Origin of the sequence: Entomomonas sp. E2T0, from assembly GCF_025985425.1 — a bacterium.
GTDB lineage: Bacteria > Pseudomonadota > Gammaproteobacteria > Pseudomonadales > Pseudomonadaceae > Entomomonas.
Genome location: NZ_CP094972.1, coordinates 1,169,725 through 1,182,592, shown reverse-complemented (window position 1 = coordinate 1,182,592; position 12,868 = coordinate 1,169,725). Strand labels below are relative to the sequence as shown.

At 36.6% G+C, this 12,868-nt stretch carries 12 protein-coding genes; 3 read left to right on the top strand and 9 right to left on the bottom strand.

The features are described from left to right. Positions 1-30: 30 nt before the first annotated feature. The 4 genes from MTZ49_RS05745 to MTZ49_RS05730 form a co-directional block, all read right to left on the bottom strand. Positions 31-372, bottom strand: coding sequence for a histidine triad nucleotide-binding protein (locus MTZ49_RS05745; RefSeq protein ID WP_264747397.1), 342 nt, complete (start codon positions 370-372; stop codon positions 31-33). Between the two features lie 25 nt (positions 373-397). Beyond that, complete coding sequence (locus MTZ49_RS05740; protein ID WP_264747396.1) at positions 398-721, bottom strand: hypothetical protein; 324 nt, start codon at positions 719-721, stop codon at positions 398-400. A gap of 192 nt (positions 722-913) precedes the next feature. Beyond that, complete coding sequence (locus MTZ49_RS05735; RefSeq protein WP_264747395.1) at positions 914-2,194, bottom strand: sensor histidine kinase; 1,281 nt, start codon at positions 2,192-2,194, stop codon at positions 914-916. Next, a complete protein-coding gene (locus MTZ49_RS05730) occupies positions 2,184-2,867 on the bottom strand; it encodes a response regulator transcription factor (protein ID WP_264747394.1) in 684 nt (227 codons plus the stop codon). The genes MTZ49_RS05735 and MTZ49_RS05730 overlap by 11 nt, the downstream gene beginning before the upstream one ends. A 141-nt stretch (positions 2,868-3,008) precedes the next feature. On the opposite strand from MTZ49_RS05730, the gene trmL reads away from it, so the two are divergent. The 3 genes from trmL to MTZ49_RS05715 all read left to right on the top strand — a co-directional run bounded on the left by trmL (position 3,009) and on the right by MTZ49_RS05715 (position 5,320). After that, positions 3,009-3,473: a tRNA (uridine(34)/cytosine(34)/5-carboxymethylaminomethyluridine(34)-2'-O)-methyltransferase TrmL gene (gene trmL, locus MTZ49_RS05725; RefSeq protein ID WP_264747393.1), complete on the top strand. Its 465-nt coding sequence runs from the start codon at positions 3,009-3,011 to the stop codon at positions 3,471-3,473. Positions 3,474-3,589: 116 nt separating this feature from the next. Then, positions 3,590-4,771, top strand: a complete 1,182-nt coding sequence (locus MTZ49_RS05720; RefSeq protein ID WP_264747392.1) for an acyl-CoA dehydrogenase — start codon at positions 3,590-3,592, stop codon at positions 4,769-4,771. 99 nt (positions 4,772-4,870) lie between these two features. After that, positions 4,871-5,320 (top strand): universal stress protein, encoded by a 450-nt coding sequence (locus MTZ49_RS05715; RefSeq protein WP_264747391.1) that lies wholly within the window; start codon positions 4,871-4,873, stop codon positions 5,318-5,320. A gap of 31 nt (positions 5,321-5,351) precedes the next feature. Here the strand turns inward: MTZ49_RS05715 and MTZ49_RS05710 are convergent, their stop codons facing one another. From MTZ49_RS05710 to fusA, 5 genes are all read right to left on the bottom strand, one after another. Beyond that, on the bottom strand, positions 5,352-7,361 hold the full coding sequence (locus MTZ49_RS05710; protein WP_264747390.1) for a DUF3488 and DUF4129 domain-containing transglutaminase family protein: 2,010 nt from the start codon (positions 7,359-7,361) through the stop codon (positions 5,352-5,354). After that, on the bottom strand, positions 7,361-8,329 hold the full coding sequence (locus tag MTZ49_RS05705) for a DUF58 domain-containing protein (protein WP_264747389.1): 969 nt from the start codon (positions 8,327-8,329) through the stop codon (positions 7,361-7,363). The genes MTZ49_RS05710 and MTZ49_RS05705 overlap by 1 nt, the downstream gene beginning before the upstream one ends. Beyond that, entirely contained in the window at positions 8,329-9,237 is a 909-nt protein-coding gene (locus MTZ49_RS05700; protein WP_264747388.1) for an AAA family ATPase, read from the bottom strand. The genes MTZ49_RS05705 and MTZ49_RS05700 overlap by 1 nt, the downstream gene beginning before the upstream one ends. 279 nt (positions 9,238-9,516) lie before the next feature. Then, positions 9,517-10,710: an elongation factor Tu gene (gene tuf / locus MTZ49_RS05695; protein ID WP_264747387.1), complete on the bottom strand. Its 1,194-nt coding sequence runs from the start codon at positions 10,708-10,710 to the stop codon at positions 9,517-9,519. 34 nt (positions 10,711-10,744) lie between these two features. Next, positions 10,745-12,847, bottom strand: a complete 2,103-nt coding sequence (fusA, locus tag MTZ49_RS05690; protein ID WP_264747386.1) for an elongation factor G — start codon at positions 12,845-12,847, stop codon at positions 10,745-10,747. Positions 12,848-12,868 lie beyond the last annotated feature (21 nt).

Here is a 12,868-nt window from a genome sequence, read left to right as displayed (position 1 = left end):
CTCGTTGTAAAATCTAATAAAATTAAACTACTAACCTGGTGGCCAATCTAATTGACGCTGCCCTAAAACATGCATATGGATGTGATAAACAGTTTGCCCACCTAATTCATTGCAGTTCATTACTACTCTGAATCCTTCTTCACACCCTAGTTCTTTAGCTAAACGCTGAGCGGTCAATAATATGTGCCCTGCTACTAGTTTATCTTCTTCTTGTAAATCATCAAGTGTCGCAATATGCTTTTTAGGAATAACTAAAAAATGAACTGGGGCTTTTGGATCAATATCATGAAACGCATAAACCTGTTCATCTTCATAAATCAATTTAGAGGGTATCTCACCCTTAATAATTTTACAGAATAAGCAATCATCCATTATTTGATCTCCATCTAATTATTTATTAAGAGTCTAAACTATCTTGTGAGGTATCAGCTTCTTTATTTCTTCTCTGAGCACGTAGTTTAAAGGTAAGTACTACACAGATAAAAAATAATGCGGGTAAAATATAAATTAGGCTCATGTAATAATGAAAGGCCATTTGTTTTGTTTTTAATGATAATTCTAATTTTGGTTCACAAACGCCTCTTTTTAAACTAATTTCTTGCTTAGTTTCTTGAGCAATTGTTTGGTTATAACAAGAAGACCTAATCATATAGAGCGCAAAACATTGTGTGGTAAAACCAACAACCAAAATAACCCATAGTGCAATTGTTAAACGCTTCATAATTATTTAGCTCTCTTGTACAAACAATATAACGATTATAAATATAGTTAATGATAAGAATTATCACTTAAAATAGACAAGATGTCATTCATCTTTTACTGAAACAGTTGGTTATTATAACGTTTCTTAAGAATACCACCAGAAACAAAATTACGCACCTTATAACCCCTAGAGATATAAATTGTTTTCAAACTAATCAATACTTAATGTAACAGAAAAAATACTACCGCTTTCCTCACTAGAAATAACATACACTTGCCAATGTTGGTGGGTACAAATTCGTTTTACTAAGGATAAACCTAGACCTAAACCTTCACCTCGATTACTCCCTCTTACAAAAGCTTGAAAAATAGCTTGTTGTTTGTCCTGAGGCACACCAATTCCTGTATCTTGAACAAAAAAACTATCATCATCAATCACCAACCTTACTTCTCCCTGTTCCGTATAATGCCAAGCATTTCGTAATAAGTTGGATATCACTGTTTTTAATAACGTCTTATTGTAAGTGTTAGTAGTAGAAGATTTAACCTCAAAAATAAATGTTATTCCCTTTTCTTTAAATTTTGCTGACCAAACTTCTGCTAGCTGTTTAGCTAAATTTAGTAATGTTATTTGATCCCCTACAATTGGATTATTTTCGATACGTGCTAACATTAAGAATGTTTGTACCAACTCATTCATATCTTTATTAGCGGCACTAATTCTATTAATCTGTTGAGATTGCACTGAGGAAAGCTCTTTAGCCTCCAATAACAGTAATTCACAGCTTGTTGCTATTACCATTAATGGTGTTCTTAACTCATGGCTCACATCACTGGTAAACAAACGCTCTCTTTCTAATGCAGACTGTAACTCACCAAACGCCCTATCAAATGCAGCTGCTAATTGCCCCACTTCATCATGTGCATACTGGTTATTAAGTGTCACATTAATTACTTTATTTTCTGAACAACTGATTTTATCAACCTGATCTGCCAATTTAATAATAGGTGCAAGAATATGATTAGCTAATAACTTCCCTAAAATCAATGAAACAATTAATGACCCTATAAACCCTAAAAAAACTACTAAAAGGAGCATCTGTTCACGGATTTCAAACTCAGTTTGGTCTTTAACAATCAAATAACTTTGCTGATCAATTGTTTCTTTATACACATAATAGGCAGCACCTTCTCTTAAGATAACCTCTGAAAATCCATCTTTTATGTTCTTAAATTGCTCTGGAATAGGATAACTTACTTGCGAATCCGTTGTGTAAAAGTCTGTATCTTGACTAAGCTTCTGAATCCTTTCTCGTGACATCTGACTATTCAATATTTCTTCAAGGTTATCACTTAAGCCTTGTGATACAAAATGCTCTTCTAGAGTATGAACAATAAGAAAGATACTGATAGATGAGACACCTGCAACAATCAATGTCATTAAGAAGAAAGCAATAACTATACGCTTTTTTAAAGGTTGTTTAAGACGCATCAACAGACTCTGCTAATTTATAACCTAACTTAGGTATAGTATGGAGTAATGGTTTATCAAACGGTTTATCAATAATTTGTCTTAATTGATGAATATGACTCCGAAGTATATCTGTATCAGGTATTTCATCTCCCCATACTTGTTGCTCTAAAATTTCTCGACGAACAACATTAGGGCTTTTTTTCATTAATACTTCTAGTAGTTTAAGCGCTAATGGCGTTAGCTTAAGAGTAACACCTGCTCGCTGTACCACAAAAGTATCTAAGTTATAAATTAAATCATCTACTTGTAATAAATACTGGCCAACGCCTTGACTTCGTCTAATTACTGCTTCTATTCGAGCAACCAACTCTGCTAAAGCAAAAGGTTTTATCAAATAATCATCCGCTCCTGTTTTAAAACCTGCTATTCGGTCATCTATGGAGTCTCGCGCAGTTAACATTATAATTGGCACAGTTTTACGAGGATCTGAACGTAATAGTTTACAAACCTCTAAACCATCCATCCCTGGTAACATAATATCTAATACGATTAGATCATAAAAATTTTCAGTAGCCAGATTAAGGCCTGTTATACCATTTTGTGCACAATCAACGTCATACCCTTTAATTGAAAGGTAATCAACCACATTAATTAGAATATCTTTATTATCTTCAATAACTAATATTTTCATAATAGTCCTATTATAAATTATTAAAATGTGCTTATCATTTTCCTAACAAATCTTTTACATTTTTGGCTAAAAGCATTCTAAATAAAAAATAGGTTAATGCTATAATAATGCATTACATCTAAAAAATTATCTTTATAACTTATGTTTCATATCATTTTATTTCAACCTGAAATTCCGCCCAATACAGGAAATATCATTCGTCTTTGTGCCAATATAGGTTGTCAGTTACATCTAATAAAACCTTTAGGCTTTATTTTAGATGATAAAAGATTACGTCGTGCAGGATTAGACTATCATGAATTTGCACAAGTAAAACAATATGATAGCTTACAAGATTGTTTGCAAATACTAGATTATCCTAGACTTTTTGCTTTTACCACTAAAGCAACCCATATTTATAGCGATGTACAGTATCAATTAGGTGATGCTTTACTTTTTGGACCAGAAACTCGTGGCTTACCCATGGAAATTTTAAATAGCCTAAATGATCAACAAAAAGTAAAACTCCCCATGCAACCCAATAGCCGTAGCTTAAATTTATCTAATACAGTAGCAATTGCAAGCTATCAGGTATGGCAACAGCTTGGTTACAAAATAAAAACTTAGCTTGCACTATCAAGTAACAAATTAGACAATAACAACCTATACTTAATCTAAGCTTAAGTATCTAACCTTAATTAGGTGACTTGAAAAATAATTAATAAATTCTCGAGGATTAATATATGACTAATAAAGCGAGCTTCGTTTGGGATGACCCATTACTGTTGGACCAGCAATTAACAGAAGAAGAGCGTATGGTACGTAATACCGCTCAACAGTTTGCCCAAGATAAATTAGCTCCCCGCGTTTCCAATGCATTCCGTAATGAAACAACCGACCCCAATATTTTCCGTGAAATGGGAGAAACTGGTTTACTTGGTTGTACGATTCCTGAAGCCTATGGTGGCAGCGGTTTAAATTATGTTTGCTACGGCCTTATCGCTCGTGAAGTTGAACGTGTTGACTCTGGCTACCGTTCTATGATGAGTGTGCAATCCTCATTAGTAATGGTACCTATTAATGAATTTGGTACTGAAGCACAAAAACAAAAATATCTTCCTAAATTAGCCACTGGTGAATGGATCGGTTGCTTTGGCCTAACTGAACCTAATCATGGTTCAGACCCAGGTGGAATGGAAACTCGTGCTCGTAAAGTAGATGGTGGTTACCAATTATCAGGTAATAAAATGTGGATCACTAATAGTCCTATTGCTGATGTATTTGTAGTATGGGCGAAAGATGATGAAGGTAAGATCCGTGGTTTTATTCTTGAGAAGGGCTGGAAAGGTCTTTCTGCACCTGCTATTCATGGCAAAGTAGGCTTAAAAGCATCTATTACAGGTGAAATTGTAATGGATAGCGTATTTGTACCTGAAGAAAATGCTTTCCCAGATGTTAGAGGCTTAAAAGGTCCTTTCACTTGCTTAAACTCAGCACGCTTCGGTATTGCATGGGGTGCTCTAGGTGCTGCAGAAGACTGCTGGCATGTAGCTCGCCAATATGTACTAGACCGTAAACAATTTGGTCGTCCTCTAGCTGCTAATCAGCTTATCCAAAAGAAACTAGCAGATATGCAAACTGAAATTACCTTAGGCCTACAAGGCTGTTTACGTTTAGCACGTATGAAGGATGAAGGTACCGCAGCTGTTGAAATCACTTCTATTATGAAGCGTAACTCATGTGGTAAAGCATTAGATATAGCCCGTTTAGCACGTGATATGCTAGGTGGGAATGGCATTAGTGATGAATTCAGTATTGCTCGTCATTTAGTAAATCTAGAAGTAGTTAATACCTATGAAGGAACCCATGATATCCATGCGTTAATTCTTGGTCGTGCCCAAACTGGTCTTCAGGCATTCTACTAATAGATAATAAGCGCAGATTGATTCATGTCGTAATAAATGATTCAATCTGCTATAAACTAATTATAATAATAATTAATTCAAAAACTGAAGGATATTCTTATGGCTTATAAACATCTACTTGTTGCAATTGACCTAACTGAAGAAAGTCCACACGTTATACAACAAGCTACTGAACTAGCAAACCTATACCAAGCTAAAGTTTCATTAATTCATATTTTAGAACCCGTTTCACTCGCCTTTGGTGGTGATGTACCAATGGATTTGTCTACCTTGCAACAAGAGCAAATGCAACACGCTCGGGAAAGATTAGATACTTATATAACTGATTATCCTACCTTAACAAGCGAGCAATGCTTCTTATGCTATGGCCAAGCTCGTCAAGAAATTCATCGGGTAGCCCAAGAAAATGATTGTGATCTTATTGTAGTAGGCAGTCACGGTCGTCATGGACTTGCTTTATTATTAGGTTCAACTACCAAGGATTTATTACAAAACGCTCCTTGTGATATTTTAGCTATTGCCCTGCAACACAAAACCAACAACGAATAATCATAATAGGGCTATCTTAATAATAGCCCTATTATCCTCTCATTTTTTTCTTCCATGGTAACGCTTTTCTAAAGTTTTCCAATGCTTGCTTTAATGTATGTAAAGAATTTTGTCCTGCATACTGTTGAGCAATAAACGCTTCATTAAATGCTTTAATTTGCTCTTGATAGCTAGGTAGCGCTTGCATAGCCCTTAATGCAAAATCATTTGGCCCCTCGCCTAACTCTCGTCTAATACCTTGTACAGCAAGCAACCTCTCAAACTGTTGATAATATCTAAGCACTGGATCTTTTTCACGTTTCCATGGTTTTAATAATAGCAGCATCCATATTACTGTGATTACAACAATACCTATTACTAATAATATTCCTAAATAAGTAAGATTTGTTTTACCAAAGATCTTTTGTAAGATACCACGTTGTTGATCCGTATTATAACCTGAGATAAAAATATCCCATTCATTATTAAAGTTTTCCCAACTCATACGTAACTTAGTAAAAATACTATCTGTACCATATCCAATCAAAGCATTATTACCTGCTTGTGTTTGTTCATCTTCTGACAATGCTTCATTTAATCCCGCTTCGATACGGCTTGGCGCTACTTGAAAAGTAGGGTCAATCGTTACCCAGCCCTTTCCTTGCTCCCAATACTCAACCCACGCATGTGCATCAAACTGCCGAACTTGTACAAAATTACCTGCTGTATTTATTTCACCTCCTTGGTAACCTAGTATGACCCTAGCTGGAATTCCTGCTGCCCTTAAAATAAAAGTAGTAGCACTGGCATAATGTTCACAAAATCCTCTTTTGGTATCAAAAAAGAAAGCATCAACACTATTTTGTCCTAAATCTGGTGTATTCAATGTATAGTGGTAGGGCTCATTATGAAAACGCTTTAATAATGCATCTACAATCTGACTAGTGTTTCCTTGATAAGTTTTTCTTAACTCTTCACCAAATGCTCTAGCACGAGGATCACTATTATTAACGGGCAGCTGTTGATTAATATTAACACGAGGTGTTTGATTAGGTTCCTTTAATGCATTAAGTGTTGAGGTTAACTGATATGAATAAACTGTATCTATTGGTTTATTACGTTCTAAATGGAAATCTGCTGAACGAACCACATGATTAGGTAAAGTTTGGGCAGTATCTAATGCTATAACCCAAGTCTGTGAGCTAGGTTGCATAATAATACTATAACTTGTTTGATCTCTATTATTTGGTACTGCGCGCCAAATTGGTTCTTTACCTATATGGTATTCAACATCCCATGCTTGCGTCCAAGTACGACCATTATAAGTTTCTAAAGTTAAAGCCCGCCAATATAATTTATTTCGTGCCGGAATATTGCCATCTGTAAAAGTAGCACGCAATACTAATTCTGAAGATTTTGCCATATTAGCAATTTCACCAGGTGTCATCTTATTTGAGACCCCTGTAACTTGCTGTTTTTTAGGCATAGGCAATGTCCATAAAGGATCTAGCCTTGGGAAAAAGAAAAATAAAACGAGCATTAATGGCAATGCTTGCAATAATAAAATACTTGCTAACTTCACTGTAGCAAATGAATGCGTAGCCAATTTTATTTGGTTAAGTCCTATTAGTGCAGCTATTAAGGTCACTATGGGCAATAATGAGTAACTTACCCAAGCAAAACTATTATCATAAAGATAAAGTGTAGTTACTACTAAAAAACCTATATAAAGAATAACTAATGCATCTCGTTTAGTCTTTAGTTCTATTAACTTTAATGAAAAAGCAGCAACAAGTAACGCAAGCCCACCTTCTAATCCTAAAACAGTACCACGCGTCAAATAAATACCAACACCAATAACAACAACCAAACCAACTTTGATAATTTTATTGGGGTAATTAAATTTCATTCGGTAAATTTGGATGCGCCATAAAGCACACCCTAACCAAAGACCTAAAGTCCACCAAGGTAAATAAAATAATAAAGGGAAAATAGCTAATGCTTGAGCAATCAATAACCAAGTTAAACCATTACGAGTAACTAATGCAGTATTTCCTGTCATTATGTTACTCCATGCATGGCTAAAGCATATAATGCTGCTAATTTATGTTTATCACCTATAGACGGAGTTAACTCTAATCCAGGCAACCTCACTCCGTAAGGTTGTTGCTCTTGCTCCATTTTCAATACCCAAAAACAAAGTACAGATAAACGATGCTCAACACTGCCATCTACTTGATCAAAATCCAACCAAGGCTCCTTACCCGCTAACGCTGAAAAATCTCTTACAAACAGTCCCTGTCCTTTAGAAAAAGATTTCCAGTTAACCAAGCGCATAGAATCACCAGGTTGATAAGTACGTAATCCTTGAAAATCATCGACACCTTTACCATGAGCATGTAGCCCTTCTTCTTCACTACCTGTATGACCAAGCGTCGAAATCACCCCCTCAATAGGCTTAGGATAAACAACCACTTTAAATAATAGGTCAATCTGCACCCAAGTAACAAATAATCCTAATGGAAATTGAGTTTCTAAATGGACTTTTCCTGGAGAAAAGATACCACGCTTTTTAGCTAATTTAGCCAATAGTAATTCAGCACCTGCTAACTTCTCAATATCTATTAGCTGTAAATTATTGTCCTCTTGCTTTTTTCGGTCATCATTCCAAATAACTGCTATCGCTTGTCTTGTTGCTCCTTTAGTAACTTCAAGGCGCATTCTAAAATTAGCCAAATCACCTGCAAAAACAGGTTCTGCTCCAGCATTGATCAGTTTAATCCCTGATAAGTTCCGGCAAGTATGAATAATGGTAAGGAACATAACGGCACTTAATAAAAAACAAAGCCCATAAGCTAGGTTATTTTGATAATTAATGCCTACCAATAAAATAATAAATAGTAATAGCATAAAGGCTAAACCTGCCTTAGTAGGCAGTACATATACCCGTTTACTATTAAGCGATATCTCTCGACCAACAAGCATTCGCTTATCGACCCATTTTTCAAATTGCTTACTGAAAATAGCCATTAGATAACAGGAACTTTCGTTAACAATTGTTGAACCAACGCCCCACCTTGCTGCCCTATTTGATCATGTAGACGATGCCCCACAACTGCTGGCAAAACTGCTTGCACATCCTCAGGAATTACATAATCACGACCTGCTAAATAGGCCCATGACCTAGCAGCCGCTAATAACCCTAAACTGGCTCGGGGAGACAACCCTTCACCAAAACCATCCTCCACACGAGATAATGTCACTATCCTTAAAATATAATCAATAATAGCTTCACTGGTTTTTATTTGAGGAATGATTGCTTGTGCTTGTTTTAACTCTTGATGTGTTAAAATGGGCTCTATATTTGGCAAGATACTACGCCTTGCTTGACCCATTAATAAGGCTTTTTCTGCAGCTTGTGCAGGATAACCTAAAGATAAACGCATTAGAAAACGGTCTAATTGCGAATCAGGGAGTGCAAAAGTGCCTCCCTGATTAGAAGGATTTTGCGTAGCAATTACAAAAAAAGGATCAGGCAACAGTCTAGTCATTCCCTCAATTGTTACTTGTCCCTCCTCCATGGCTTCTAATAAAGCACTTTGACTCTTAGGTGTAGCTCGATTGATTTCATCTGCTAACACTAACTCAACAAAAATAGGACCAGGATGGAAAATAAACTCACCACTATTTTTATCAAAAACTGAAGTCCCTAAAATATCACCAGGTAATAAATCAGAAGTAAATTGAATACGTTGAAAGGAGAGTCCCATCACTCTAGCCAATGCTTGGCTTAATGTTGTTTTACCCATTCCAGGTAAATCTTCTAATAATAGATGGCCTTTTGCCAGTAAACAGGTAACCGCTAACCGAACTTGTAAGTCTTTTCCTAAGACCACTTTATTAACGATATTAATACAGTTATTTAGTTTGGTGAGCATTTAATAATCCTTTGACAATACAGAGAGATCTAATAAGTTAAAATGTGTTAAAAGAACAGTAAAATAACACCGTATAAGTAGAGATTAATGGGGTAAATGTAGAATCTAACAGTTAATAATACAAGATTCCACAAAATAATTGTAAAACAATTTACCCGAGAAATGATGAAATTAGTAATCTTAATCCAAAAACTAAATTAGTTGCTTATTGTATTTTTATAAACTATTAACAATAAAAAAGCCCAACATAAGTTGGGCTTTTTAACAGGTAAATCCTAATTATTTAAGGATTTTAGATACAACACCTGCACCTACTGTACGACCACCTTCACGAATAGCAAAACGTAAACCGTCTTCCATCGCGATTGGGTTAATTAAAGTAACAACCATTTTCACGTTATCACCTGGCATAACCATTTCAGTACCTTCTGGTAATTCACAAGAACCAGTTACGTCAGTAGTACGGAAGTAGAATTGTGGACGGTAGCCTTTGAAGAAAGGAGTGTGACGACCACCTTCTTCTTTTGACAAAATGTACACTTCACATTCAAACTCAGTGTGAGGAGTGATAGAACCTGGTTTAGCTAATACTTGACCACGCTCAACGTCTTCACGCTTAGTACCACGTAATAATGCACCAATGTTCTCACCTGCACGACCTTCGTCTAGCAATTTACGGAACATTTCAACACCAGTACAAGTAGTTTTAGTAGTTGGACGTAAACCAACGATTTCAATTTCTTCACCAGTCTTAACAATACCACGCTCAACACGACCAGTTACCACAGTACCACGACCAGAGATTGAGAATACGTCTTCGATTGGCATTAAGAATGGTTGATCAATAGCACGTACAGGCTCAGGAATATAGGAATCTAAAGTTTCAACTAATTTTTGTACAGCAGAAACACCGATACCATTATCATCTTTACCTTCTAATGCCATTAATGCAGAACCGATAATGATAGGCGTATCATCACCAGGGAAATCATAACTATTTAATAAGTCACGAACTTCCATTTCTACTAATTCGATCAACTCAGCATCATCAACCATATCTGCTTTGTTTAAGAATACCACAATGTAAGGTACACCTACTTGACGAGACAATAAGATGTGCTCACGAGTTTGTGGCATAGGACCATCAGCAGCTGAACAAACAAGGATAGCACCATCCATTTGTGCAGCACCAGTGATCATGTTTTTAACATAGTCAGCATGGCCTGGGCAGTCAACGTGTGCGTAGTGACGAGCTGGAGAGTCGTACTCTACGTGAGATGTATTAATAGTAATACCACGCGCCTTTTCTTCTGGAGCATTATCGATTTGGTCGAATGCTTTAGCAGAACCACCCCAAGTATCAGAGCACACTTTAGTTAATGCTGCTGTTAGAGTAGTTTTACCATGGTCCACGTGACCGATTGTACCTACGTTTACGTGGGGTTTGTTACGTTCAAATTTTTCCTTAGCCACGAGAATAAACCTCTTATCAAATCAAATGGAAATATTAACCTTGTTTTTTACTAATTGCTTCAGCAATATTTGATGGTGCCTCAGCATATTTCAAGAACTCCATAGAGTAACTTGCACGACCCTGAGACATTGAGCGAACATCAGTAGCATAACCGAACATTTCACCCAATGGAACTTCTGCTCTAATAACGGTACCAGAAACAGAATCTTCCATACCCTGAATCATACCACGACGGCGGTTAAGGTCACCCATTACATCGCCCATGTAGTCTTCAGGAGTTACTACTTCAACTTTCATAATAGGCTCTAACAACACAGCTCCACCTTTGGTAGAAAGTTGTTTAGTTGCCATTGAAGCAGCAAATTTAAATGCCATCTCGGAAGAGTCAACATCATGGTATGAACCATCAAATACTGTTGCTTTTAAACCTAACAGAGGATAACCGGCAACAACACCGTTTTTCATCTGTTCTTCAATACCCTTCTGGATAGCTGGAATATATTCTTTAGGAATAGCACCACCAACGATTTCGTTAATAAATACTAAACCTTCTTGCCCTTCATCAGCAGGAGCAAAACGAATCCAACAATGACCATATTGACCACGACCACCTGATTGGCGAACATATTTACCTTCAACTTCACAGGTATTACGAATCGCTTCACGGTAAGCAACTTGTGGTTTACCAATATTAGCCTCAACACCAAATTCGCGTTTCATACGATCAACGATGATGTCTAAGTGCAACTCACCCATACCAGAAATAATGGTTTGGCCTGATTCTTCATCAGTTTTTACACGGAATGAAGGATCTTCTTGAGCTAATTTACTTAAAGCAAGACCCATTTTTTCTTGGTCAGCTTTAGTTTTTGGCTCAACAGCTACCGAAATCACTGGCTCTGGGAAGTCCATACGCTCAAGGATAATTTGCTTGTCGTTATCGCATAAAGTATCACCTGTAGTAACATCTTTCATACCGATAAGCGCAGCAATATCACCTGCACGTACTTCATCAATTTCTTTACGATCGTTAGCGTGCATTTGCACCATACGACCAACACGCTCTTTTTTACCCTTTACAGAGTTAATTACAGAGTCGCCTGATTTTAATACACCTGAATAAACACGTACGAAAGTTAAAGTTCCTACGAATTTATCAGAAGCAATTTTAAATGCTAATGCTGAGAATGGTTCATTATCATCAGCATGACGCTCATCATGTTTCTCTTCATCATCTGGATCAGTTCCTTTAATAGCAGGAATTTCATCAGGTGCTGGTAAGAATTGAATAACTGCGTCCAATACTAATGGTACACCTTTATTTTTAAAGGAAGAACCACAAACAGCAGGCACAATTTCATTAGCTAATGTACGAATACGTAGACCAGCAACGATATCATCATAAGATAAGTCACCTTCTTCTAAGTATTTATTCATTAACTCTTCATTAGCTTCAGCAGCTGCTTCAACCATACTAGAACGGTATTCTTCAGCTTGTGCTTGTAGCTCTGCAGGAATTTCTTCTTCGCGATAAGTTACACCTTTATCATCTTCATTCCAATAGATTGCTTTCATTTTTAACAAATCTATTTGGCCTTGGAAGTTATCTTCAGCACCAATTGGAAGTTGAATAGGTACAGGTGTATGACCTAAACGATTTTTGATTTGGTCAACAACACGTAAGAAGTTAGCACCTGCACGGTCCATTTTATTAACGTACACAACACGAGGTACGCAATACTTATTTGCTTGACGCCATACAGTTTCAGATTGTGGTTCAACACCAGAAGTACCACAAAATACTACTACGGCACCATCAAGTACACGTAGTGAACGCTCTACTTCAATAGTAAAGTCAACGTGACCAGGAGTATCAATTACGTTAACACGATAATTATCAAACTGCTTATTTGAGCCAGACCAAAATGCTGTTGTTGCAGCAGAAGTAATAGTAATACCGCGCTCTTGCTCTTGTTCCATCCAGTCCATGGTAGCAGCACCATCATGAACTTCACCTAACTTGTGATTTACACCCGTATAGAACAGAATACGCTCTGTAGTGGTAGTTTTACCAGCATCAACGTGAGCACAGATACCAATATTACGATAACGATTAATAGGAGTTGTACGAGCCATAAGGTCCTCGTTGTATAGTTA